We start from the raw sequence: 23,785 nt of genomic DNA, 5'->3' as shown, positions 1-23,785 counted from the left end.
GGAGTCGTCCCGGCGGCAGTGTGACGCGGCCCGGACGAAATACGTTCGCCACTCCTCGCGCGCGGGTGAGATCCTGGGGTCCGTATGTCTACTTCCTTCGCCGATCTCCAGTCCCAGCTCGGACAGCTCTCGCTCCGCGACGCGCACAGGCTCGGCCGCCGCCTCGAGGGTGCCCGGCGCATCCGCAAGCCCGAGGCCCGGCAGTCCGTGCTGGACGAGATCTCCGCCGAGGCCGGAAAGGCAGCCGAGCGGCTCGCGGGGCGCGCCGGGCGGATGCCCGCTCTGTCGTACCCGGAACAGCTCCCGGTCAGCCAGAAGAAGGACGAGATCCTGGAGGCGATACGCGACCACCAGGTCGTGATCGTCGCCGGTGAGACCGGGTCGGGCAAGACCACGCAGATCCCCAAGATCTGCATGGAGCTGGGGCGCGGCGTCCGGGGCATGATCGGGCACACCCAGCCCCGCCGGATCGCGGCACGCACGGTCGCCGAGCGCGTCGCGGACGAGCTGAGGACCCCGCTCGGCGAGGCAGTCGGCTGGAAGGTGCGCTTCACCGACCAGGTGAACCCGGACGCGACCTTCGTGAAGCTGATGACGGACGGCATCCTGCTGGCCGAGATCCAGACGGACCGCGAGCTCCTCGCCTACGACACGATCATCATCGACGAGGCCCACGAGCGGTCGCTGAACATCGACTTCCTGCTCGGCTATCTGGCCAGGCTGCTGCCCCAGCGCCCGGATCTGAAGGTCGTCATCACCTCGGCGACCATCGACCCGGAGCGCTTCGCGAAGCACTTCGGCGAGGCGCCGATCGTGGAGGTCAGCGGGCGGACGTATCCGGTGGAGGTGCGCTACCGGCCCCTCCTCGAAGAGGACACGGACGACTCCGACCGCGACCAGATCACCGCGATCTGCGACGCCGTCGACGAGCTGGACCACGAGGCCCCCGGCGATGTCCTGGTCTTCCTCTCCGGGGAGCGGGAGATCCGGGACACGGCGGACGCGCTGAACAAACGCAACCTCAGACACACCGAGGTGCTCCCCCTCTACGCGCGCCTCTCGCACGCTGAGCAGCACCGGGTGTTCCAGCGCCACACCGGACGCCGCATCGTCCTCGCGACCAACGTCGCCGAGACCTCGCTGACCGTCCCCGGCATCAAGTACGTGATCGACCCGGGCAACGCCCGCATCTCCCGCTACAGCCACCGCACCAAGGTCCAGCGGCTGCCGATCGAGCGGATCTCCCAGGCCAGCGCCAACCAGCGCAAGGGCCGCTGCGGCCGTACGTCGGACGGGATCTGCATCCGGCTGTACTCCGAGGACGACTTCGTCACGCGCCCGGAGTTCACCGACCCCGAGATCCTGCGGACCAACCTCGCCTCCGTCATCCTCCAGATGACCGCGGCCGGCCTCGGCGACATCGAGAAGTTCCCCTTCATCGACCCGCCGGACCACCGCAACATCCGCGACGGCGTGCAGCTGCTCCAGGAGCTGGGAGCCCTCGACCCGGCCGAGAAGGATCCGAAGAAGCGGCTCACCCCCCTCGGCCGCAAGCTCTCCCAGCTGCCCGTCGACCCGCGCCTGGCCCGCATGGTCATCGAGGCCGACAAGAACGGCTGCGCCCGCGAGGTCATGGTCATCGCGGCGGCGCTCTCCATCCAGGACCCGCGCGAGCGGCCCTCGGAGAAGCAGACGCAGGCCGACCAGAACCACGCACGCTTCAAGGACGAGACGTCCGACTTCCTGGCGTTCCTGAACCTGTGGCGCTACGTCCGGGAGCAGCAGAAGGAGCGCGGCTCCTCCAGCTTCCGCCGGATGTGCAAGCAGGAGTATCTGAACTTCCTGCGGATCCGCGAGTGGCAGGACATCTACGCCCAGCTGCGTACGGTCGCCAAGCAGATGGGCATCACCGTCGAGGAGCCCAAGGGCGACGAGGGCGTCCCGGAGCAGGCGGTGCACACCTCGCTGCTGGCCGGCCTCCTGTCGCACATCGGGCTGAAGGACACCGAGAAGAACGAGTACGTGGGCGCCCGCAGCGCCAAGTTCGCGATCTTCCCGGGTTCCGCGCTCTTCAAGAAGCAGCCGCGCTTCGTGATGTCGGCGGAGCTGGTCGAGACGTCCCGGCTCTGGGCGCGGGTCAACGCGAAGGTCGAGCCGGAGTGGATCGAGCCGCTCGCCCAGCACCTGCTGAAGCGCACCTACAGCGAACCGCACTGGGAGAAGGACCAGGCGGCGGTGATGGCGTACGAGCGGGTCACGCTCTACGGAGTACCGATCGTCGCCCAGCGCAAGATCAATTTCGGCCGTATCGACCAGGAGGCGTCGCGCGATCTGTTCATCCGCAACGCCCTGGTCGAGGGGGACTGGCGCACCCATCACCAGTTCTTCCATGACAATCGCAAACTCCTCGGCGAGGTCGAGGAGTTGGAGCACCGTGCCCGGCGCCGCGACATCCTCGTGGACGACGAGACGCTCTTCGACTTCTACGACCGGCGGATCCCGGAGCACATCGTCTCCGGCGCCCACTTCGACTCCTGGTGGAAGCACAAGCGCCGTGACGAGCCGGACGCGCTCGACTTCGAGCGCTCGATGCTCATCAACGAGAAGGCCGGGGCCGTCACCAAGGACGACTACCCGGACTCCTGGCGGCAGGGGAAGCTCAAGTTCCGGGTGACCTACCAGTTCGAGCCGGGCGCGGACGCCGACGGTGTGACCGTCCACATCCCGCTCCAGGTCCTCAACCAGGTCACCTCCGAGGGCTTCGACTGGCAGATCCCGGGCCTGCGCGAAGAGGTCGTCACCGAGCTGATCCGCTCACTGCCCAAGCCGATCCGCCGGCACTACGTCCCCGCCCCGAACTACGCGGACAAGTTCCTCGACCGGGCCGTCCCGCTCCAGGAGCCGCTGCCGCAGACCCTGGCGCGCGAGCTCCAGCGGATGGTCGGCGTGCCGGTCACGGCGGACGACTTCGACCTCTCCCGGATCCCGGACCACCTCAAGATCACGTTCCGGATCGTCGACGAGCGGCGGCGGAAGGTCGCCGAGGACAAGGACCTGGAGGCGCTGAAGCTGAAGCTGCGTCCGAAGGCCCGCCAGGCCCTCTCCAAGGCCGCCGCGGCGACCGCCGGACCCTCCGGGGAGTCCATCGAGCGCTCGGGCCTCACGGACTGGACGATCGGCACCCTGAACCGGGTCTTCGAGACGCGTCGCGCCGGCCAGCCGGTCAAGGCGTACCCGGCGCTCGTCGACCAGGGCGCGACCGTCGCCGTACGGCTCTTCGACACGGAGGCCGAGCAGCAGCAGGCGATGTGGCGCGGCACCCGCAGGCTGATCCTGCTGAACATCCCGGTGAACCCGGCGAAGTTCGCCTCGGACAAGCTCACCAACCAGCAGAAGCTGGCGCTGTCCCGCAATCCGCACGGCTCCATCCAGGCGCTCTTCGACGACTGCGCGACGGCGGCGGCCGACCGGCTGATCGCCGCGCACGGTGGCCCCGCCTGGGACGAGGCGTCGTTCCGGAAGCTGTACGACAAGGTGCGCGCCGACCTCGTGGACCTCACCGTCCGCACGATCGGCCAGGTCCAGCAGATCCTGGCCGCCTGGCAGGCCTGCGAGCGCCGGCTGAAGTCGACGAACAGCCTGGTCCTGATCAACAACGTCACGGACGTACGGGACCACCTGGCGCGCCTGATGCCGCCCGGGTTCGTCACCGCGACCGGGCTGCGCAGGCTGCCCGACCTGATGCGCTACCTGGTCGCCGAGGACCGCCGGCTGCGGCAGATGCCGACGAACGTCCAGCGCGACACCACGCGCATGGAGAAGGTCCACGAGATGCAGGACGAGTACGCCTGGCTGCTCGAACAGCTGCCGCAGGGACGGCCCGTGCCGCAGGAGGTCCTGGACATCCGCTGGATGATCGAGGAGCTGCGGGTGAGCTATTTCGCGCATGCGCTGGGCACCTCGCAGCCCGTCTCCGACAAGCGGATCGTGAAGGCGATCGACGCGGCCGCACCCTGATCCGGCCCGCCCGGGAGCCGTAGCGGCTCCGCCACCGTGGGTGAGTTCGACCTGGCCCGCAGACCTCCTGTACAGTCTGTCTTCGCAGCAGGCCGCAAGGCCGGAAGCGAAAACCTGGTCCTGTGGAGCAGTTTGGAGTGCTCGCCACCCTGTCAAGGTGGAGGCCGCGGGTTCAAATCCCGTCAGGACCGCAGTAGACGGAAGCCCGGATCCTCTGGATCCGGGCTTCCGTGCGTCTTGACGCCGACCCCCGCCACGGGTAACCCCGTAGGACGGAGTCCGTCCCCCTTTCCCTCGACGGGGGCGGCCGGGTCCACCGGGAGGCCGCACGCATGACTGCGCCCACGGAAAGGCACGAGACCCGCGCGCTGCTGCGCGCCCATCTGGCGGCCGCTTCCGGCTACCGCCACCTCACCCGCCACTGCCCGATCTGCCACCGGCTGCTGCGGCTCGCCATGGAGCCTCTGACGGCCCCACAGGAGCCGCACAGGGCGGAGCGGGCCGACGGTGCGGCCGAAGCCGTACCGGCCGCCGAGCCCGCCGCCGACGACCCCGTGGAGGCCGCGCCCCGGGAGGCGGCGACGGAGACCGGGGGCACGGCCGGCACGGACCACCGCGCACCCGGCACGGACCGCCGCCCGCCCGGGCCGGACCAGGGCACGCCCGACCACGGCAGGCCCCACCCGGACCCCCTCCCCAGTGACGAAAGTCCTTACGCGACATGACCATCTGCCGCTGCGGGACGCCCCCGCACAGTGGCAAGCTCGAAGTTGGCAAGACCACGTCGGTGTGACGGGAGTCACCGAATCAGTTTTGCGCAGGGGGGACTTTACGCACTTCCTACAACTGGCGAATTTAATATGTGCAATTGCACTCCCCCGGAAGTACATCCCGGACCGTTCCACCCGAGCCGGCCCACGCCATCAGGGACCCGGGCGAACAGTCCCGAACAGGCCCGCCCACAGACGCACGGGACCGCCCGCAAACCGACCCGTCGGCCGGTTCGGGCGGACACCCCGGCCGTTCGGACCCCACTCACGGCACCGTGGACGCAGGAGGACCGGGCACAAAAAGATCGCGCTGGACCCGGCGGAGTCCAGCGCGATCGAACGACGTACCCAGGTGTCACAGGCATGGCACCCGTTGGGGCGGGCACCCGTCGTATGGAGCTATGAGTGCGGACACCCAGGGTTGGGGGACCCTTGAGCGCCCTGTTGTGGCTGCGGCGACAGGGGGTGTGTCAGGCCTCGCTGCGCTGCTGCGGAATACCCGCAAGCAGTGCGCGGACCTCTGCCTCGCGGTACCGGCGATGCCCACCGAGCGTGCGGATGGACGTGAGCTTGCCAGCCTTTGCCCAACGGGTGACCGTCTTCGGGTCCACGCGGAACATCGTGGCAACCTCAGCCGGGGTCAGCAGCGGCTCGGCATCAGGGGTGCGAGCGGTCATGAGCGGCCTCCTCGGGAGAACCGAACCATCTCGGTTCTTTCCTCTAAATTCTGCACCTTGACCCGCGTTGCCCGAAATGGCGGACGCGGGCCGAGTCGGTTATAGGACGAACGGCTTGTCTTCGGCACTACAACTACACCATCCGTCCAGCCACGTCGGCCAAACCGATGGAATTGCCCTCCCAGGTGTTCATCAGCGACGGAAGCCGATGGACCATGCCATAGCGGACAGTCACGCCCCAGTAACGATCAGTCACAGGACAACCAGGAGTCGTCAGAAGTCGTCAGACCCCCCATAGCGTGCAATGCTGAGCATTCCACCCATAGTTGGGCGGACAGAGCCCTCCCCGGACTCCTTGTCCTATTTTGGCATGAGGAGTAGGGAAGGGCGCAAGGGCCCCGTTAGTGCTATCCATCACGCTTGAGGCAAAGGCCCGGTTCGGGACGTAGGTCCCGGCCCCGGCGAGCGGTCTCCCGCCCCACCTGTCGCACGCGTCACACCGGATCCCGGTTCACAGCCCGTCAGTTCACCTCAGGACATCGCCGTTCACCTCCGCCGGGCTCCCTCGGTGCCGATGGATGTCGGACACCTCACAGGATGTCTCTTCCCTGCGGATAGCGCCTCTATGCGACGGTGCGTTCCTATTCACACCGCTTCGGGCTAGTTGGAGGATTGTAGGTCACGCACCGCGCGCCACCGGTCGGCGAGACGTCCGTACGCGACGGCCGCCGCGTCGCCGTCCCCGGCACGCAGCGCCGCGATGCCCTCGGCCACGTCCGCGGCCGAACGGTCCGCGGCGAGCTGCTCGCCGCTCAGCGCGTGGACGAGGCCGCCGTAGTCCAGCTCGACCATGGCGCGCGGATGGAACTCCTCCAGCCAGCGGCCCACCTCCACGAGGCCCTCGGTCAGCGGCCCTTCGTCGACGGTCTCCCGCAGCGTCCGCAGCGCCCGCGCCAGCCGGCGCCGCGCCTGCACCATCGGGGTGCGGTAGCGCAGCATCCGGTCCCCGGCGGCGCCGGCGGTCACGTACTCCCGCTCCTCGTCGTCGAAGAGCACGAACCAGCGCACCGGTACGTGCCACACGGTGGTCCGGATCCAGGGACGGGCGTCCGGGTTCCGCTCGGCCCACCGCTCGTAGTCCGCCGCCGCCTGCCCCCGCACCACCGGGGGCAGCACCGCGTCCAGCACCGTGGCCGGAAACAGACCCCCCAGTTCGCTCATCGCCATCCAGCCCCGCATCCGGGTCCGCCACGGACAGACGCAGACCACTCCGTCGACCAGGGCGACGAAGGCGTCCGCGCTCTCGTGCACCGGTACGGCCACCGGAGGGGTCGGGACCAGGTCCGCCAGCGAGCGCCGGAGCTCGTCCTGGGCCGTGGGGAGCCGGGCGCGCTGCGCGTAGCGCGTCCAGTGGCCCCGTTCGGGTTCACGGAAGGCGGCGAGCGGCTCGTACACCCGCAGGTAGGACGCGTAAGGGATGAGCACCGAAGACACCACCGACATGCGGTAAATCGTGTCACGCCGGTACTCCACAGGGGGGTGATCCCGGGCAGGGGAACCGATCCACGCGCCACGAGGACTTACGCTCTTGCCCAGTCGGACCGGCCGGTGGCGGTCGGTCCGGGACCCTCCCCACCTTCAGGAGGGTCTTTCCGCCGCTTCGTACTTGGGAGTCACCACAGTGACCGATGTGACCGGCGTGCCTGGAGATGTGCTGCGTACCCTGTTCCACTCGGATCAGGGGGGCCACGAGCAAGTCGTGATCTGCCAGGACCGTGCCAGCGGCCTCAAGGCCGTCATCGCCCTCCACTCCACCGCCCTGGGCCCGGCCCTCGGCGGGACCCGTTTCTATCCGTACGCCTCCGAGGAGGAGGCCGTCGCGGACGCGCTGAACCTGTCGCGCGGCATGTCGTACAAGAACGCCATGGCCGGACTCGACCACGGTGGCGGCAAGGCCGTCATCATCGGCGACCCCGCCCGGATCAAGTCCGAGGAACTCCTCCTGGCCTACGGCCGGTTCGTCGCCTCGCTCGGCGGGCGCTATGTGACCGCCTGTGATGTCGGCACGTACGTCGCCGACATGGACGTCGTCGCCCGGGAGTGCCGCTGGACCACCGGCCGCTCCCCCGAGAACGGCGGCGCGGGCGACTCCTCCGTCCTCACCGCGTTCGGCGTCTTCCAGGGCATGCGGGCCTCCGCCCAGCACCTGTGGGGCGACCCCACCCTGCGCGGCCGCAAGGTCGGTGTCGCGGGCGTCGGCAAGGTCGGCCACCACCTGGTCCAGCACCTGCTGAGCGACGGCGCCGAGGTCGTCGTGACCGATGTGCGCGAGGAGTCCGTACGCCGGATCACCGACCTGCACCCCGAGGTCTCCGTCGCCGTGGACACGGACGCGCTGATCCGCACGGAGGGGCTCGACATCTACGCCCCGTGCGCGCTCGGCGGCGCGCTGAACGACGCCAGCGTCCCGGTGCTCACCGCCAAGGTGGTGTGCGGCGCGGCCAACAACCAGCTCGCGCACCCGGGCGTCGAGAAGGACCTTGCCGACCGATCGGTTCTGTACGCACCGGACTACGTGGTGAACGCCGGTGGCGTGATCCAGGTCGCCGACGAGCTCCACGGTTTCGACTTCGACCGGTGCAAGGCGAAGGCCACGAAGATCTTCGACACCACGCTGGCCATATTCGCACGTGCGAAGGCGGACGGGATTCCGCCCGCCGCGGCGGCCGACCGGATCGCCGAGCAGCGGATGGCGGACGCGCGCCGTCGCTGAGGTGTGACCGCTGCGTAGGGCCCCGTCACCGGACGGCCGGAAGAACCCGGTGACGGGGGCTCTCGCACGCGCGGGGGCGGCCGGCGGGCCGCAGGGAGACAAGACTCACTCCGGTCGGCGGGTCGGCCGTCCACAAGAGGTTAAAATCGGGGTTGACCAGCGAGGACGGGCTCCTCTGCGGTCCTGTACCGAGGCGCGTGATGCGGGCGGCGTACCGTAGGGCCGAGGAAGCAGGTACCGTTAAAGCCACGGGCGCGGTCTCTCTGCTGAGAGTCCGTCCTGAAACATGAACGCGTGTCAAGACTCTGGGGCCGTCGAGCCCCGTCACCGAGGGGGTCGAGCCATGGGGCGCGGCCGGGCAAAGGCCAAGCAGACAAAGGTCGCCCGCCAGCTGAAGTACAGCAGCGGCGGGACGGACCTGTCGCGTCTGGCCAATGAGCTGGGCGCATCGCCTTCGAGTCAGCCACCGAACGCCGAGCCGTTCGAGGACGACGACGAGGAAGATGACCCGTACGCACAGTACGCGGATCTGTACAACGACGACGAGGACGCGGACGAGGACGACCAGTCCGGTCCGTCGTCACAGCGCCGCGGCGCTTGACCTCGCGCTGACACATCAACCCGGTCCGGGCCTGCCCGGACCGGGTTCTGTGCTGTCCCGGTACGGATCGGCGTGGGGCCGACGGGGCGTCTCCGCCCACCGCCGGCCCGATGGCGTACCGGACCGGCGGTCATGACGTCCTACCGTGCGTAGTCGCCGGTCAGCTCGGCGCCCGTGGCGTGGTCGCCCCGCTCGGTGATCTCGCCGGCGACCCAGGAGTCGACGCCCCGGTCCGCCAGGGTGGTCAGCGCCGCGTCCACCGAGTCGGCGGGCACGATCGCGATCATGCCGACGCCCATGTTGAGCGTCTTCTCCAGCTCCAGCCGCTCGACCTGTCCGGCCTTGCCGACCAGGTCGAAGACGGCGCCCGGCGTCCAGGTGCCGCGGTCGACCGTGGCGTGCAGGCCGTCCGGGATCACCCGGGCCAGGTTGTTGGCCAGACCGCCGCCGGTGACGTGGCTGAAGCCGTGCACCTCGGTCGTACGGGTCAGGGCCAGGCAGTCCAGGGAGTAGATCCTGGTGGGCTCCAGGAGCTCCTCGCCCAGCGTCCTGCCGAACTCCTCGACCTGACGGTCCAGGGTCCAGCCGGCCCGGTCGAAGACCACGTGGCGCACGAGCGAGTACCCGTTGGAGTGAAGACCGGACGACGCCATCGCGATCACGGCGTCACCCTTACGGATACGGTCCGGGCCCAGCAGCCGGTCGGCCTCGACCACGCCCGTACCGGCGCCCGCGACGTCGAAGTCGTCGGGGCCCAGCAGGCCCGGGTGCTCGGCCGTCTCGCCGCCGACGAGAGCGCAGCCCGCCAGGACACAGCCTTCGGCGATGCCCTTCACGATGGCCGCGACACGCTCGGGGTGCACCTTGCCGACGCAGATGTAGTCCGTCATGAAGAGGGGCTCGGCGCCGCAGACGACCAGGTCGTCGACGACCATGCCGACGAGGTCGTGGCCGATGGTGTCGTACACGCCCATCTGCCGGGCCAGGTCGACCTTCGTGCCGACGCCGTCGGTCGCGGAGGCGAGCAGGGGGCGCTCGTACCGCTTGAGCGCCGAGGCGTCGAAGAGGCCGGCGAATCCGCCGAGGCCGCCGAGGCCCGCGACCTCGGGGCGCTGCGTCTTCTTCACCCACTCCTTCATCAGCTCGACGGCGCGGTCACCGGCTTCGATGTCGACGCCCGCCGCGGCGTAGGAAGCACCTGTTGTCTCAGACATTGCCCGGGATCTTTCGTGTGGGAATACGGGGCTGGTGGGGAAGCAGCCGGCCGGTCCGGATCACGGACGACGCAGTGCGTCGGCCGCCGCGGTCGCGGCGGGGCCGGCCGCCAGCTCGGTCTCCAGCAGCTGCTTGCCGAGCAGCTCCGGGTCCGGGAGTTCCATCGGGTATTCGCCGTCGAAGCAGGCGCGGCAGAGATTCGGCTTGGCGATCGTCGTCGCCTCGACCATCGCGTCGAGCGAGATGTACGCCAGGGAGTCGGCGCCCATGGAGGTGCCGATCTCGTCGACGGACATGCCGTTGGCGATGAGCTCGGCGCGCGTCGCGAAGTCGATGCCGAAGAAGCAGGGCCACTTCACGGGCGGGGAGGAGATCCGGATGTGGATCTCGGCCGCGCCCGCCTCGCGGAGCATCCTCACCAGGGCGCGCTGGGTGTTGCCGCGGACGATCGAGTCGTCGACGACCACGAGGCGCTTGCCCTTGATGACTTCCTTGAGGGGGTTGAGCTTCAGCCGGATGCCCAGCTGGCGGATGGTCTGTGAAGGCTGGATGAAGGTCCGGCCGACGTAGGCGTTCTTGACCAGTCCGGCACCGAACGGAATTCCGCTCGCCTCGGCGTAGCCGATGGCCGCGGGCGTCCCCGATTCCGGCGTCGCTATGACCAGATCCGCCTCGACGGGGGCCTCGGCCGCCAGCTTCCGGCCCATCTCCACACGGGAGAGGTAGACGTTCCGCCCGGCGATGTCGGTGTCGGGACGCGCCAGGTAGACGTACTCGAAGACACAGCCCTTGGGCTTCGCTTCTGCGAAGCGAGAGGTGCGCAGACCGTTCTCGTCGATGGCGACGAGCTCGCCCGGCTCGATCTCGCGGACGAAGCTGGCACCGCAGATGTCGAGGGCGGCGGACTCGGAGGCCACCACCCAGCCACGCTCCAGCCGGCCGAGGACCAGGGGGCGGATGCCCTGCGGGTCACGGGCGGCGTAGAGGGTGTGCTCGTCCATGAAGACCAGCGAGAAGGCGCCCTTGACCTCGGGGAGCACCTTTGCGGCGGCCTCCTCGATGGTGAGCGGCTTGTCGTCGTCGTCTCTCTGGCCGGCGAGCAGCGCGGTCACCAGGTCGGTGTCGTTGGTCGCGGCGACCTGGGTGGCACGGCCGTCCTTGCGCGGGAGGTCGGCGACCATCTCCGCGAGCTGGGCGGTGTTCACCAGGTTGCCGTTGTGACCCAGGGCGATCGAGCCGTGCGCGGTGGCACGGAACGTCGGCTGCGCGTTCTCCCACACCGAGGCACCGGTGGTGGAGTAGCGGGCATGACCGACCGCGATATGGCCCTGGAGCGATCCCAGAGACGTTTCGTCGAAGACCTGCGAGACCAGTCCCATGTCCTTGAAGACCAGGATCTGGGACCCGTTGCTCACTGCGATGCCCGCGGACTCCTGTCCACGGTGCTGCAGGGCATACAGTCCGAAATAGGTGAGCTTGGCGACCTCTTCGCCCGGAGCCCAGACACCGAAGACGCCGCAAGCGTCCTGGGGGCCTTTCTCTCCGGGGAGCAGGTCGTGGTTGAGTCGTCCATCACCACGAGGCACGCCACCGAGTGTAGGGGAGATCGACCACCGGTCCGAATTGGGTGACCGCCCCACCCCGGCTGCGGGCAGGGCCGTGAACGGCCTCGCACGGGAGCCGGAGCCGGAGCCGGACGGTCACTCCGGGTGATCGCGACCCTGCCCGGGATCCGTCCCCCGAGGGCCCGGGGAGCGGCTGACGCCCGGGATGGAGGGCGGTTACCGGGCGGTCGGCCGGTCCGGCCGTTCCGCGCCCCGGCCACCCCTGTCGTGGCGTTCGGTGAGTCGCGGGGCCCGGCCGGGCAAGCCCTGGCCGAACGCCCGTTTCGTGGCGAGCCTCACACCGCGCGGTCTCGCTCTGCGGGCCGATGGTCGCCCCACGACGGCCCGCGCTCGTCCGGCACCGGCGGGTCCGGACCACCCGGCCCCCCGCACACCCCGGGACATATGGGACGACCGTCCGCAGTGCGAGACCGCCGTTGACAGGCTCATGGCTCGTTGGCAGGCTCCCTCCCCATGCAGCCCCTCGGTGATCACTCGGTCACGCTCGTGGAGCGCCGCCACGTCGATCTGGGACGCGTCGCGAGCGCCATCTGTCGCTGCGCCTGAGCCTGCCGCGCCCCGGGCCCCTCTCGTGGGGCACCCGCCCCGGAGACGGAGCTTCCGCCCGGACTCCGGCCCTCGCGCACGCTTCTCCGCTCTTCTCCTTCACTGCCCCGCCCTGTCCGGATGCGTCCGGCCACGCACCCTTTCGGCGGGGTTCATCGCGCCCGCCCCCTCGCGCCCCGCCGTCCCCACCGGCGCCCGAGGCCCGCCCTGGAGACCCCATGACCTCTCGCCATACGCATACAAGTTCGAATGAACGGGCCGGCTCGCCGCTGAGCCGACGCGCCTTCACCACCGCCGTGGGCGCGACCGCCGCCGCCGTCGGGATACAGACCGCCGTCCCCGCGACCGCCGCCGCGGGGACGGCCTCCGAGGACGCGCGGGAACGCCCCTTCCGCGCCGCCCGCGGCACACACGCACGGCGCCCCAACATCCTGTTCATCCTCGGCGACGACCTCGGCTGGGCGGACCTCTCCTCGTACGGCGCCCCGCACATCAGGACCCCCCACCTGGACCGGCTCGGGCGGGAGGGCGTGCGCTTCACGGACGCCTACTCCGGGTCCGCGACCTGCTCCCCCACCCGGTTCAGCCTCTACACGGGCCGCTACCCGGGGCGTACGAAGGGCGGGCTCGCCGAACCCATCGCCGACCGGTCCGTCGGGCTGGAGCCCACCCACCCGACGCTGGCGTCCCTGCTGCGCGGAGCGGGCTACTCGACCGCGCTGATCGGCAAGTGGCACTGCGGCTATCTGCCGGACTACAGCCCGACCAGGTCGGGCTGGGACGAGTTCTTCGGCAACTTCGGCGGCGCCCTGGAGTACTACTCGAAGCTGGGTCTGGCCGGCGAGTACGACCTGTACGAGGGCGACGCCGAGTACAAGGACCTGCGCTACTACACCCGGGTCCTGACCGAGCGCGCGAGCGAGTACGTCCAGCGGGACCACGACAAGCCGTGGCTGCTCAATCTGAACTTCACCACCCCGCACTGGCCGTGGATCGCCGACGGCGACACCGAAGCCTCCGCCGAGATCGTGCGCCGGATCAAGGCCGGCGACCGCAGCGCCCTCTGGAACGCCGACGGCGGCTCGGTCGAGAAGTACACGCAGATGGTCGAGGACCTGGACCGCTCGGTCGGCGAGGTCCTGAAGGCGCTGAAGCGGTCGGGCCAGGAGAAGGACACCCTGGTCTTCTTCGCCAGCGACAACGGCGGCGAGCGCTTCTCCTACAACTGGCCGCTGTCCGGCAACAAGAGCTCGCTCCAGGAGGGCGGCATCCGCGTGCCCTCGGTGCTGCGCTGGCCCGCCCGGATCGACGCCCACCAGGTCAGCGATCTCCCGGTGTTCTCGCCCGACTGGACGGCGACCCTGCTGGAGCTCGGCGGGGCGCGGCCGGACCCCGCCCACCCGCTGGACGGCGTCAGCCTCGCGGGCTATCTGCTGCGCGACGAGGTGCCGAAGGAGCGCGACCTGTTCTGGCGGGTGCGCGGGGAGCGGGCGCTGCGGCGCGGCGACTGGAAGTACTACCGGGGCGCGAGCGGTACCGACCAGCTGTTCAACCTGGCCGACGACCAGCGCGAACAGGCCGACCGCGCGGCGGCCGAGCCGGAGCGGCTGGCGGCGCTGCGGGCGTCGTGGGAGAAGACGGACGCCGGTCTGCTCCCGTATCCGAACGCCTCCTGAGGCATCATCCGGAATCCCCACGGGCCGCCCGGCTCCCCACGGGCCGCCCCGGCCGGTCAGTCCTTGGCCGCCGGGGCGGTCGCGTTCAGGCCCTTGCCGCTCTTCGCCTCGATCGACAGCGAGCGGTGATCGATCCCGTACGTCGTGCTCCCGTCCAGTACGGCGAGCAGCGCGCGCTCCAGCTCCATCTCGGGGCCCGCGCACATCTTCCTGGTGGAGGCGAGCGGACCGAAGGTGAGCGTGGAGCCGGAGGCCGTCGCCTTGCCGTGGAAGGAGTTGCAGCCGAGGTTCCCCTCCACCGAGCCGTCCTTGCCGAAGGTGAGACGTGCCTTCTTCTCCGTACCGGCGGGCAGGGAGGCGGCGACATCGCCGGACACGAGCCCGGTGACCGTCCAGGTGGTGCCGGTGAGCGGGGCCGGGGGTTCGGAGGTGAGGGCGATGGAGTCGCCGCTCGCCGAGGTCAGGGTCAGTGTCTTCCTGTCGTCGCCGCTGCCCGCCACCGCGGCCTTGAGCTCGCCGCTGAAGGCGCGGCCCATCTCCTTCTCGAACTGCTGGACATCCTCCTCGCACCCCATCTCGGTGGTCGTGCCCCGCCCGACGGTGACCGTGTCGCCCTCGACGCGGGCCTCGGCGGTGAAGTGGTTGCAGCCGAGATTGCCGGTGGCCTTCCCCTCGGGGCCGATCTCGACGTGGGCGCCGGCCGGTGCGGCGGTCTTCTTCCCGTCGACGGTCAGGGAGGACACGTTCCAGTGGACACCGGTCACCGATGCTCCGGTCCGTACGGTGCCGCTGCCGTCCCCGGAGTCACCGGAGCCCCCGGAACTCGTCTCCGTACCGCAGGAGGCGAGGGCGAAGGTCGCCACGACGGCGAGGGCGCTGACTGTCGTCCTACGTTGTGTACGCATGGCGTTGGGACGGACCGGGAGCCCGATCCGGTTCCACCCTCAGCCCATCAGGGGCAGCAGCGGGGCCAGATCAGCCCGTTCCCCACTGGCGCTGACCTGCGCCGCTTCGAGCGCATCCGCCCAGCTCGTCCGTCCGGTGGCCAGCCGGATCCAGGTGAGCGGGTCCGTCTCCACGACGTTGGGCGGCGTGCCCCGGGTGTGCTTGGGACCGCCGATGCACTGGACGACCGCGAAGGGCGGGACGCGCACCTCGACCGAGCCGCCGGGCGCCCGGTCCGCGAGCGCGTCGGCGAGCAGCCGGGTGCAGGCGGCGAGCGCCTGCCGGTCGTACGGGATGTCGAGACCGGCCGCCCGGTTCAGATCGTCGGTGTGGGCGACCAGTTCGACGGTGCGGGTCACCAGGAAGTCGCCCAGCCGCATCGTGCCCGCCCGGGTCGCCACCAGCCGGTCGGCGGCGTCGGCGGGCACCAGCTCGGTGAACCGGGCGGCCGTCTCCTCGTACAGCGCGTCGAGGTCGGGTCTGGCCGCTGCCAGCTCCCGGGTGTGGTCGGCGATCCCCCGGGCGTTCCCCGCGGTGGAGAACGGCCACTCCAGCAGGGAGATCTCCGGCTTCGGTCCGCCGGGCGGCGCCGGGAGCTCCATGGCCCGGGCGGCGCGCTCCAGGGCCATCGTCAGATGCGCCGCGAGATCCCGCACGCTCCACTCCCCCGGCCCGGGCAGGGCGAGCTGCTCGGGCGTCAACGCGCGGACGGCGGAGTGCACGTGGGCGAACTGCGCCAGGACCGCGGTCCTGGTCCGGGAGACGTCGTAGGCACGGGGGCGCTTCTTGGCCGGTGGCATGGAGCCGAGACTAACCGGCGGGTCCGACAGTCCCCCGGCGGCCGGGACGACGGCTGCCCTGGCCGCGACCGGCCGCGCCCTGCCCCGGCCAGGACCCGCCGCGCCCGGTCGGACGCTTCAGCCGGGACCCGTGGCCCGCTCAGCCGGGACGCACAGACCCCTCGGCCGTGAACGTCTCGCCGTTGGCCGGTACGCCGAGGCCCCGCCAGCGGAACGGGATCCCGCGGGCCCGGTCGAGGTCCGGGTGGTCCATCAGCTGGAAGTGCACATGCGGCTCGGTGGAGTTCCCCGAGTTCCCGCAGCGGCCGATCAGCTGCCCCGCCCGGACCGTTTCGCCGGCGCGCACCTGGAGGGAGCCGCGCCGGATGTGGGCGTACGCCGCGTACGTACCGTCGCCGAGGTCGAGCACGACGCGGTTGCCGAAGACCCGGTGGGCACCCGCCAGCCCACGCAACTCGCCCTCGGCGAGGAGAAGGTAGGCGAGCCCCAGCAGGGAGTTCCTGCTCAGGTGGTCGCGCTGGGTGTCGTCGGCCGTGACGACCTTCGCGTCCGCGACCGCGACCAGGGGCGCACCGAAGGCGGGGAAGGCCTCGGGGCGTCGGCTCAGGGGCCACAGCCAGGCGAAGGCGGGGCGCTCGGCCGCCCCTTCAGTCCCTTCGGCCCCCGCGGCCCCCGCGATCCCTTCCGGCCCTTCCGGCCCTTCCGCCACGATGTCGATGGCATACGTCTGTCCGTAGGTATGGACGCCATGGCTCGGGACCCGGTCGGCCGGGCTGTTGATCGCGGACCACCGCCCCGTCACCGGCGGCAGCACCTCGACGGCGTCCCGCCGCGCGGCCCTGACGTCCCGGCTCGCGAGCCGGCCTCCCGCGATGCCCGCCACCCAGGCGAGCACCAGCGGGAGGAAGACCAGCCACGACGGGAAGGGGTACTCGACGAGGAGCCCGGTGACGACGAGCGCGAAGAAGACCAGGACGAACACCCGGGTGAGCAACGCGGGCAACCTGCGTACGGACATGTGAACTCCCCCTGCTGTCGTGGGCTCTCTCGTCGTGTCTCTCAGGGCCGGGCGGCCGTGAGCACCACCAGGAGCGGCACCACCCGGGCTCCGGGCACCTCGTACCGCCCGCGTCCCGTCGTGTGCAGCCAGCCCGCGCCGGTCAGCAGGCGCAGATGGTGGTAGATCTGGCCGGTCGTGCCCGTCTCGTCCAGCTCGGCCAGCTCCGCCGCCGTACGCCGGCCGGCGAGGATCTCGCGGAGCAGCCGCAGCCGCACCGGGTGGCCGAGCGCCGCCAGGGGTTCGGCGGCCTCCGCCCAGTCGGGGCGGTCCTCCTCCGTGCTCCCCAGGAGCCCCACGGTGAGTGCGCCGTACTGCCACTCGTACCGCTCACCGGCCGGCAGCGTCACCGCGCCCGTGAACAGCACCCCGCCGTCGGCGGCGGGCTCCCCGACCTGGCCGAGCTGTTCCTTCAGCCCGTCCAGCGCCCAGAAGTCCCCGACGCCCAGCTCCGGCGTCGCGCTCTCGGCGGCCGACTCCAGCACGGCGAGGCGCCGCTCCAGTTCGGCGACGCGCTCCTCGAGCTCCATGACATCCACCTTACGTAATTACGTAATATCAATCAACAGGTCGTGCGGGAACGACGGAGCCCCCGTCCGGTCGACCCGGACGGGGGCTTCGGTACAGGCAGAACCTAAGCGAACAGACCCTCCAGGGTCCCCTCGTGCGCCGTGCGCAGCTCGCTCAGCGGAATGCTGAACTCGCCCTGGATCTCGATCTCTTCGCCGTCCACGACACCGATCCGGGTGACGGGCAGACCCCGCGCCCCGCACATGTCGTTGAAGCGGAGCTCCTCGCTGCGCGGAATCGAGACCACCGCGCGGCCCGCCGACTCCGAGAACAGGAAGGTGAACGCGTCCAGGCCCTCCGGGACGACCAGCCGGGCACCCTTCCCGCCGCGCAGGCAGGACTCGGTGACCGCCTGGATCAGACCGCCGTCGGACAGGTCGTGCGCCGCGTCGATCATGCCGTCGCGCGAGGCCGAGACGAGGACCTCGCCGAGCAGCTTCTCGCGGCCCAGGTCGACCTCGGGCGGCATCCCGCCGAGGTGCTGGTGGATGACCTCGGACCAGGCCGAGCCGCCGAACTCCTCGCGGGTGTCGCCCAGGAGGTACAGCAGCTGGCCCTCCTCGGCGAAGGCGACCGGCGTGCGCCGGGTGACATCGTCGATCACACCGAGGACGGCCACGACCGGCGTCGGGTGGATCGCCGTCTCACCGGTCTGGTTGTACAGCGACACGTTGCCGCCGGTGACCGGGGTGCCCAGCGCCAGGCAGCCGTCCGCGAGACCGCGGGTGGCCTCGGCGAACTGCCACATGACGTCCGGGTCCTCGGGCGAACCGAAGTTCAGGCAGTCCGAGATGGCGAGCGGCTTGGCACCGGAGGCGGCGACGTTGCGGTAGGACTCCGCGAGCGCCAGCTGCGCGCCGGTGTACGGGTCGAGCTTGGCGTACCGGCCGTTGCCGTCGGTCGCCATGGCCACGCCCAGGTTCGACTCCTCGTCGATCCGGACCATGCCGGCGTCCTCGGGCATCGCCAGCACGGTGTTGCCCTGCACGAAGCGGTCGTACTGGTCGGTGATCCAGGACTTGGAGGCCTGGTTCGGGGAGCCGACCAGCTTGAGGACCTGCTCACGCAGCTCCGCGCCGTTCGCCGGGCGGGCCAGCTTGCCGGCGTCGTCGGCCTGGAGCGCGTCCTGCCAGGACGGACGGGCGAACGGCCGGTGGTACGTCGGGCCCTCGTGCGCGACGGACCGCGGCGGTACGTCCACGATCTGCTCGCCGTGCCAGAAGATCTCCAGCTGCGAGCCCTCGGTCACCTCACCGATGACGGTGGCGATGACGTCCCACTTCTCGCAGATCTCCATGAAGCGGTCCACGTGCTGCGGCTCGACGATCGCGCACATGCGCTCCTGCGACTCGCTCATGAGGATTTCCTCGGGCGAGAGGGAGGAGTCGCGCAGCGGCACGGTGTCCAGCTCGACGCGCATCCCGCCGGAGCCCGCGGAGGCCAGCTCGCTCGTGGCGCAGGAGAGCCCGGCGCCGCCGAGGTCCTGGATGCCCGCGACGAGCTTCTCCTTGAAGATCTCCAGGGTGCACTCGATGAGGAGCTTCTCCTGGAACGGGTCGCCGACCTGGACGGCGGGCCGCTTGGCGGGCTTGGTGTCGTCGAAGGTCTCCGAGGCCAGCACGGAGACGCCGCCGATGCCGTCGCCGCCGGTGCGGGCGCCGTAGAGGATCACCTTGTTGCCGGGGCCGGAGGCCTGGGCGAGGTGGATGTCCTCGTGCTTCATCACGCCGATGCAGCCGGCGTTGACGAGCGGGTTGCCCTGGTAGCAGGCGTCGAAGACGACCTCGCCGCCGATGTTCGGCAGGCCCAGGCAGTTCCCGTAGCCGCCGATGCCCGCGACGATGCCCGGCAGGACGCGACGGGTGTCGGGGTGGTCGGCCGCACCGAAGCGCAGCGGGTCGACGACCGCGATCGGGCGGGCACCCATGGCCAGGATGTCGCGGACGATGCCGCCGACGCCGGTGGCCGCGCCCTGGTAGGGCTCGATGTACGAGGGGTGGTTGTGCGACTCGACCTTGAAGGTGACCGCGTAACCCTGACCGACGTCGACCACACCGGCGTTCTCGCCGATGCCGACGAGCATGGCGTCGTTCTCCGGGACCTTCTCGCCGAACTGCTTGAGGTGGACCTTGCTGCTCTTGTACGAGCAGTGCTCGGACCACATCACGGAGTACATGGCGAGCTCGGCGCCGGTGGGACGGCGGCCCAGGATCTCGCGGATCCGGGCGTACTCGTCCTCCTTGAGGCCGAGTTCCTTCCAGGGCTGTCCGGCGTCCGGGGTTTCGGCCGCGTGCTTGACCGTGTCGAGGCTCATGCGGTGACCAGCTTCTTGATGATCGAGGTGAAGAAACCCAGGCCGTCGGTGCGACCGGTGCCGATCAGCGGCTCGACGGCGTGCTCCGGGTGCGGCATCAGACCGACGATGTTGCCCGCGGCGTTGGTGATGCCGGCGATGTCGCGCAGCGAGCCGTTCGGGTTGACGTCGGCGTAACGGAACGCGACGCGGCCCTCGGCCTCCAGCTCGTCGAGCGTACGCTCGTCGGCGGTGTACCGGCCGTCCACGTTCTTCAGCGGTACGGAGATCTCCTGGCCCGCCGAGTAGTCCGAGGTCCAGGCGGTCTCCGCGTTCTCCACCCGCAGCTTCTGGTCGCGGCAGATGAAGTGGAGGTGGTTGTTGCGCAGCATCGCGCCGGGCAGCAGGTGTGCCTCGGTCAGGATCTGGAAGCCGTTGCAGATGCCGAGGACCGGCAGACCGGCCTTCGCCTGCTCGATGACGGTCTCCATCACCGGCGAGAAACGCGAGATGGCGCCGGCGCGCAGATAGTCGCCGTAACTGAATCCGCCCGCCAGGATGACCGCGTCGACCTGGTGGAGGTCCTTGTCGCGGTGCCAGAGGGATACGGGCTCCGCGCCCGCGATCCGCACGGCCCGCAGGCTGTCCTGGTCGTCGAGCGTGCCGGGAAAAGTGACGACTCCGATACGGGTGGTCACTTCTCCTCCTCCACCTTGACGGTGAAGTCCTCGATGACGGTGTTGGCGAGGAAGGTCTCGGCGATCTCGTTAATACGGGCGAGGGCGGCATCGTCGACCGGCCCCTCGACCTCGAGCTCGAAACGCTTTCCCTGACGAACGTCCGCGATTCCGTCGAAGCCGAGACGGGGCAGTGCGCGCTGCACAGCCTGTCCCTGCGGGTCGAGGATCTCCGGCTTGAGCATGACGTCGACTACGACGCGTGCCACTGGCACTCCCGGTGGTGTGGTGCGGCTGTGTCTCCGAGGGGTTCCCCAGATCCCCGCGGGTCCACTCAGCGTACCTGGCCAGAAATTCTACGCGGGTAGATATGATGCGGACCGGATCACGGCGAGATATCGGAGGCGACAACCGCCGGGGAAAATCCTGGAAAAAATCTTCACCCGGATTGCACGTGGGTACACCGAGGCAACACGCGGATGTAATTGGCCGGGCTTCACAATGCGCCTCCCACCGCTGTACAAATGAATACCGGGGAAAGCACGATTGACCCGGAACAGTCGACAGCCGTCGATCCGTATCCGCCCAGCCGCCGGAAGGCCGGCATCAGCGCATGTCAGGCGCGACGATGCCGCAGGAAAGGACCGATATCCGTGGCTCAGCGCGTCGTGGTTACGCTCTCGGACGACATCGACGGGGGAGAAGCGGCGGAAACGGTCACCTTCGCCCTGGACGGGAAGTCGTACGAGATCGACCTCAATCCCGCCAATGCAAAGAAACTGCGTAAGTCGCTGGCCCCGTACGTGGCGGCAGGCCGAAAGCAGACAAATACCGGCAAGCGCGGCAAGGCCCCCGTGGCGTACCACCACACGTCACTCGCCCCCGACCCCGCGGCCGTGCGCGCCTGGGCCCGCTCGCACCGGATGGAGGTGCCGGCCCGCGGCCGGATCCCCAAGAAGGTCTACGAGGCGTTCAACGCGGCCAGTTGAGGCCGGCGCCCGGAATGTTCCCTTCCGGTTCGGCGTCCTCCGACCGCCCGAGCGACATCGCGGGGAGCCGACTTGCACAACACCCCTGCAGGTCGGCTAGAGTCTGGAGCACGCCGAAGGGCAAGGCCGAAAAGCCGGGTCCGACGCAGCGTGCGGGTGTAGTTCAGTAGTAGAACATCCCCCTTCCAGGGGGAAGGCGCAGTGTGCAATTCCTGTCACCCGCTCTGCATCGCCTTACCGGATCACTCAGTGGATCAGGTAGAGTGGTGAGCGCTCCACCGGTGAAAGCCGAGTGGCAGCAATGCGGACGTAGCTCAGTTGGTAGAGCGCAACCTTGCCAAGGTTGAGGTCGCCAGTTCGAACCTGGTCGTCCGCTCTTGATTCAAAGGCCCCGGTCGATTTCGACCGGGGCCTTTGGCGTTTCCGGATATCGCCGCATGACGTTTGTCATGCGGCAGTGATGACAGGGCGCACTGCCCGTGATCGCGTTCCGGAGGAAGCCTTGAGTCAGTGCGGCTTCGAGTCACCAGGGGGAGACAACCGTGTGGGTCCGGTCACAGATGCGCAGGTGGCAGGGGCGCGAGGCATTCGCCATGATCGATCTCTACACGCGAGGGGCGCTGCACTTCCTGATCTGGGGCATGGTCCTCTGCGTCACGCTCCTCCCGATGACCCGCCCCGTGCGGCACTCGGGCGCGCCCGCCGCCCTGATCGTCGGCACGGTCCTCGCCGCGCTCGCCCAGGGCGTCTGCGCGACCCGGCTGGTCGGCCGGGCACTCGACGGCTACCTGGCCCGCACGGCCGTCCCACGGTGGCCGACCGCTCTCGCGGCTGCCCTCCTCCTCGCGAACGCGACGGGCCTGCTGGTCCTCGGCGGGTACACGGGCACCGGGACGTTCCCCGAGCTGCGACTGGCCCTGGGCGCGGTGGCGTGGCCGTTCCTGGCGCCGTTCGTCCTGGCCGTACCGGTGTGGGCGTCCAGTATGTGCGTCGTGGCGGTCGCCGCCGGCCTGAGCGGCGGCACCCTGCTCGCCGGGGGCACCTGGACGTTCGCCCTCACCACCCTGGCCGGGACGGGTCTGGGCGGTCTGCTGGTCTCCAGCACCGTACGGCTCTCCGCCTGGACGCTCCGGATCATCCAGAAGCTCCGCGACGCCCAGGACGTGGAGACGCGGCTGGCGGTCGCCGAGGAGCGGCTGAGGTTCGGGCGGGACATGCATGACGTGCTGGGCCGGAACCTCGCGGTGATCGCGCTGAAGAGCGAGCTCGCGGTCGAGCTGGCCCAGCGCGGTAAACCCTCGGCCACGGACCAGATGGTCGAGGTCCAGCGCATCGCGCGCGCCTCCCAGCAGGAGGTCCGGGACGTCGTACGGGGCTACCGGGAGGCCGACCTCCGTACGGAACTGCTGGGCGCCCAGGGAGTCCTGCGGGCGGCAGGCATCGAGTGCGCCGTCCACGGCGACGGCGGGCCGCTCCCCGCCCCGGTGCAGTCGGCGCTCGCCTGGGCGGTGCGCGAGGCGGCCACCAACGTGCTGCGGCACGGTGACCCGCAGCGGTGCGACATCCGCCTGGAGACCGCGCCCGACGGGGTCCGGCTGGTCGTGGAGAACGACGGGGTGGCGCCGGACAAGGCCGTTGCCCCCGGCGGCGGTTCGGGGCTCCACGGGCTCCGGGAACGGCTGGCCGCGGTCGGCGGTTCACTGGAGGCGGGGCCCGCGGACGGCGGACGGTTCACGCTGACCGCGGCCGTGCCACTGCCCTCACCACCGGATACGGCACCCGGCCCGGCCACCTCCCCCGGGACGACGGAACCTGGACCGGAGACCACCTCCCGGAAGTCCGCACCCTCCCCGCTGGAGAAGAGATGACACCCGCACCGGACGCACCGGACGCGCCTGACGCACCTGAGGCGCCTGTGGCGCCTGTGGCGCCGCACCCGGTCCGGGTCCTGCTCGCCGACGACGAGCACCTGATCCGGGGCGCGCTGGCCGCGCTGCTCGCGCTGGAGGACGACATCGTCCTGGTCGCGGAGGCGGCGACCGGCCCTGAGGCGCTCGCCATGGCCCTGGCCCACCGGCCCGATGTCGCCGTCCTGGACCTGGAGATGCCGGGCGCCGACGGTGTGAAGGTCGCCACATCGCTGCGGGCCGCGCTGCCGGAGTGCCGGACCATGATCGTGACGAGCCACGGCCGTCCGGGGAACCTGAAAAGGGCGCTGGAGGCGGGCGTCCGCGCCTTCGTCCCCAAGACGGTCAGCGCCCGGCGGCTGGCCGAGATCATCCGTACCGTCCACGCGGGAAACCGTTACGTGGACCCGGAGTTGGCGGCCGACGCGATCTCCGCCGGGGACTCCCCCCTGACCGCGCGGGAGGCGGAGGTGCTGGAACTGGCCGCGGACGGGGCGCCGGTCGCGGAGATCGCGGAGCGGGCATCGCTGTCACAGGGCACCGTGCGCAACTATCTGTCGGCGGCCGTCTCCAAGCTCGGGGCGGAGAACCGTCATGCGGCAGTGCGTCTCGCACGGCAGCGAGGTTGGGTATAGTGAGCATCGCGC

General features: G+C 70.3%; 20 protein-coding genes and 3 tRNA genes. 12 read left to right on the top strand and 11 right to left on the bottom strand.

Going from position 1 to position 23,785, the window contains the following annotated elements; all coding sequences use genetic code 11:
* The first annotated feature begins 84 nt into the window (after positions 1-84).
* The 3 genes from hrpA (at position 85) to ACZ607_RS33330 (ending at position 4,742) form a co-directional block, all read left to right on the top strand.
* A complete protein-coding gene (hrpA, locus tag ACZ607_RS33340) occupies positions 85-4,017 on the top strand; it encodes an ATP-dependent RNA helicase HrpA (RefSeq protein WP_469741289.1) in 3,933 nt (1,310 codons plus the stop codon).
* Positions 4,018-4,133: 116 nt separating this feature from the next.
* Positions 4,134-4,208 (top strand) — tRNA-Asp (locus tag ACZ607_RS33335).
* 141 nt (positions 4,209-4,349) lie between these two features.
* Entirely contained in the window at positions 4,350-4,742 is a 393-nt protein-coding gene (locus ACZ607_RS33330) for a DUF6274 family protein (protein ID WP_469741287.1), read from the top strand.
* A 515-nt stretch (positions 4,743-5,257) separates the two neighbouring features.
* On the opposite strand, the gene bldC is transcribed toward ACZ607_RS33330, so the two are convergent.
* Entirely contained in the window at positions 5,258-5,464 is a 207-nt protein-coding gene (gene bldC / locus ACZ607_RS33325; RefSeq protein WP_003949541.1) for a developmental transcriptional regulator BldC, read from the bottom strand.
* 660 nt (positions 5,465-6,124) lie between these two features.
* Positions 6,125-6,967, bottom strand: coding sequence for a DUF8083 family protein (locus ACZ607_RS33320; protein ID WP_469741285.1), 843 nt, complete (start codon positions 6,965-6,967; stop codon positions 6,125-6,127).
* A gap of 178 nt (positions 6,968-7,145) precedes the next feature.
* Between ACZ607_RS33320 and ACZ607_RS33315 the strand changes: the two genes are divergently transcribed.
* Positions 7,146-8,237, top strand: coding sequence for a Leu/Phe/Val dehydrogenase (locus ACZ607_RS33315; protein WP_469741283.1), 1,092 nt, complete (start codon positions 7,146-7,148; stop codon positions 8,235-8,237).
* 343 nt (positions 8,238-8,580) lie between these two features.
* Entirely contained in the window at positions 8,581-8,838 is a 258-nt protein-coding gene (locus tag ACZ607_RS33310; protein ID WP_014155056.1) for a DUF3073 domain-containing protein, read from the top strand.
* A gap of 140 nt (positions 8,839-8,978) precedes the next feature.
* Here the strand turns inward: ACZ607_RS33310 and purM are convergent, their stop codons facing one another.
* Both purM and purF read right to left on the bottom strand, forming a co-directional pair.
* A complete protein-coding gene (gene purM / locus ACZ607_RS33305; protein ID WP_469741280.1) occupies positions 8,979-10,052 on the bottom strand; it encodes a phosphoribosylformylglycinamidine cyclo-ligase in 1,074 nt (357 codons plus the stop codon).
* Positions 10,053-10,112: 60 nt separating this feature from the next.
* A complete protein-coding gene (purF, locus tag ACZ607_RS33300) occupies positions 10,113-11,639 on the bottom strand; it encodes an amidophosphoribosyltransferase (RefSeq protein ID WP_469741278.1) in 1,527 nt (508 codons plus the stop codon).
* A 492-nt stretch (positions 11,640-12,131) separates the two neighbouring features.
* Between purF and ACZ607_RS33295 the strand changes: the two genes are divergently transcribed.
* Together ACZ607_RS33295 and ACZ607_RS33290 are read left to right on the top strand one after the other, a co-directional pair.
* Complete coding sequence (locus ACZ607_RS33295; RefSeq protein ID WP_351527697.1) at positions 12,132-12,224, top strand: putative leader peptide; 93 nt, start codon at positions 12,132-12,134, stop codon at positions 12,222-12,224.
* Between the two features lie 218 nt (positions 12,225-12,442).
* Positions 12,443-13,900, top strand: coding sequence for a sulfatase family protein (locus tag ACZ607_RS33290; protein WP_469741274.1), 1,458 nt, complete (start codon positions 12,443-12,445; stop codon positions 13,898-13,900).
* 56 nt (positions 13,901-13,956) lie between these two features.
* Here ACZ607_RS33290 and ACZ607_RS33285 read toward each other — a convergent pair whose 3' ends face one another.
* The 7 genes from ACZ607_RS33285 to purS all read right to left on the bottom strand — a co-directional run bounded on the left by ACZ607_RS33285 (position 13,957) and on the right by purS (position 20,511).
* Positions 13,957-14,805, bottom strand: coding sequence for an META domain-containing protein (locus ACZ607_RS33285; protein ID WP_469741272.1), 849 nt, complete (start codon positions 14,803-14,805; stop codon positions 13,957-13,959).
* A 39-nt stretch (positions 14,806-14,844) separates the two neighbouring features.
* On the bottom strand, positions 14,845-15,645 hold the full coding sequence (locus tag ACZ607_RS33280; RefSeq protein WP_469741270.1) for a maleylpyruvate isomerase family mycothiol-dependent enzyme: 801 nt from the start codon (positions 15,643-15,645) through the stop codon (positions 14,845-14,847).
* Between the two features lie 139 nt (positions 15,646-15,784).
* Positions 15,785-16,663 carry a M23 family metallopeptidase gene (locus ACZ607_RS33275; protein WP_469741267.1) on the bottom strand — a complete coding sequence of 293 codons (879 nt, stop codon included), beginning with the start codon at positions 16,661-16,663 and terminating at the stop codon, positions 15,785-15,787.
* Positions 16,664-16,704: 41 nt separating this feature from the next.
* A complete protein-coding gene (locus ACZ607_RS33270) occupies positions 16,705-17,232 on the bottom strand; it encodes an ArsR/SmtB family transcription factor (protein WP_469741265.1) in 528 nt (175 codons plus the stop codon).
* Between the two features lie 104 nt (positions 17,233-17,336).
* Positions 17,337-19,586, bottom strand: a complete 2,250-nt coding sequence (gene purL / locus ACZ607_RS33265; protein ID WP_469741261.1) for a phosphoribosylformylglycinamidine synthase subunit PurL — start codon at positions 19,584-19,586, stop codon at positions 17,337-17,339.
* Entirely contained in the window at positions 19,583-20,263 is a 681-nt protein-coding gene (gene purQ, locus ACZ607_RS33260) for a phosphoribosylformylglycinamidine synthase subunit PurQ (RefSeq protein WP_469741258.1), read from the bottom strand. The genes purL and purQ overlap by 4 nt, the downstream gene beginning before the upstream one ends.
* The gene (purS, locus tag ACZ607_RS33255) at positions 20,260-20,511 is read right to left on the bottom strand and encodes a phosphoribosylformylglycinamidine synthase subunit PurS (protein ID WP_099173088.1); all 252 of its coding nucleotides are present in this window, start codon (positions 20,509-20,511) and stop codon (positions 20,260-20,262) included. The genes purQ and purS overlap by 4 nt, the downstream gene beginning before the upstream one ends.
* Before the next feature lie 384 nt (positions 20,512-20,895).
* Here purS and ACZ607_RS33250 point away from each other — a divergent pair, with 384 nt between their 5' ends.
* The 5 genes from ACZ607_RS33250 to ACZ607_RS33230 all read left to right on the top strand — a co-directional run bounded on the left by ACZ607_RS33250 (position 20,896) and on the right by ACZ607_RS33230 (position 23,773).
* Positions 20,896-21,231 carry a histone-like nucleoid-structuring protein Lsr2 gene (locus ACZ607_RS33250; RefSeq protein ID WP_406147249.1) on the top strand — a complete coding sequence of 112 codons (336 nt, stop codon included), beginning with the start codon at positions 20,896-20,898 and terminating at the stop codon, positions 21,229-21,231.
* A gap of 152 nt (positions 21,232-21,383) precedes the next feature.
* Positions 21,384-21,455 (top strand) — tRNA-Gly (locus ACZ607_RS33245).
* A gap of 79 nt (positions 21,456-21,534) precedes the next feature.
* A tRNA-Gly gene (locus ACZ607_RS33240) sits at positions 21,535-21,607 on the top strand.
* A 217-nt stretch (positions 21,608-21,824) separates the two neighbouring features.
* Positions 21,825-23,099 carry a sensor histidine kinase gene (locus ACZ607_RS33235; RefSeq protein ID WP_469741254.1) on the top strand — a complete coding sequence of 425 codons (1,275 nt, stop codon included), beginning with the start codon at positions 21,825-21,827 and terminating at the stop codon, positions 23,097-23,099.
* Positions 23,096-23,773, top strand: coding sequence for a response regulator (locus tag ACZ607_RS33230; protein ID WP_469741252.1), 678 nt, complete (start codon positions 23,096-23,098; stop codon positions 23,771-23,773). Before ACZ607_RS33235 ends, ACZ607_RS33230 begins: the two co-directional genes overlap by 4 nt.
* The last annotated feature ends 12 nt before the right edge of the window (positions 23,774-23,785 follow it).

Source organism: Streptomyces sp. NPDC104381 (genome assembly GCF_055583745.1).
This window is presented reverse-complemented; position numbering and strand designations above follow the sequence as displayed.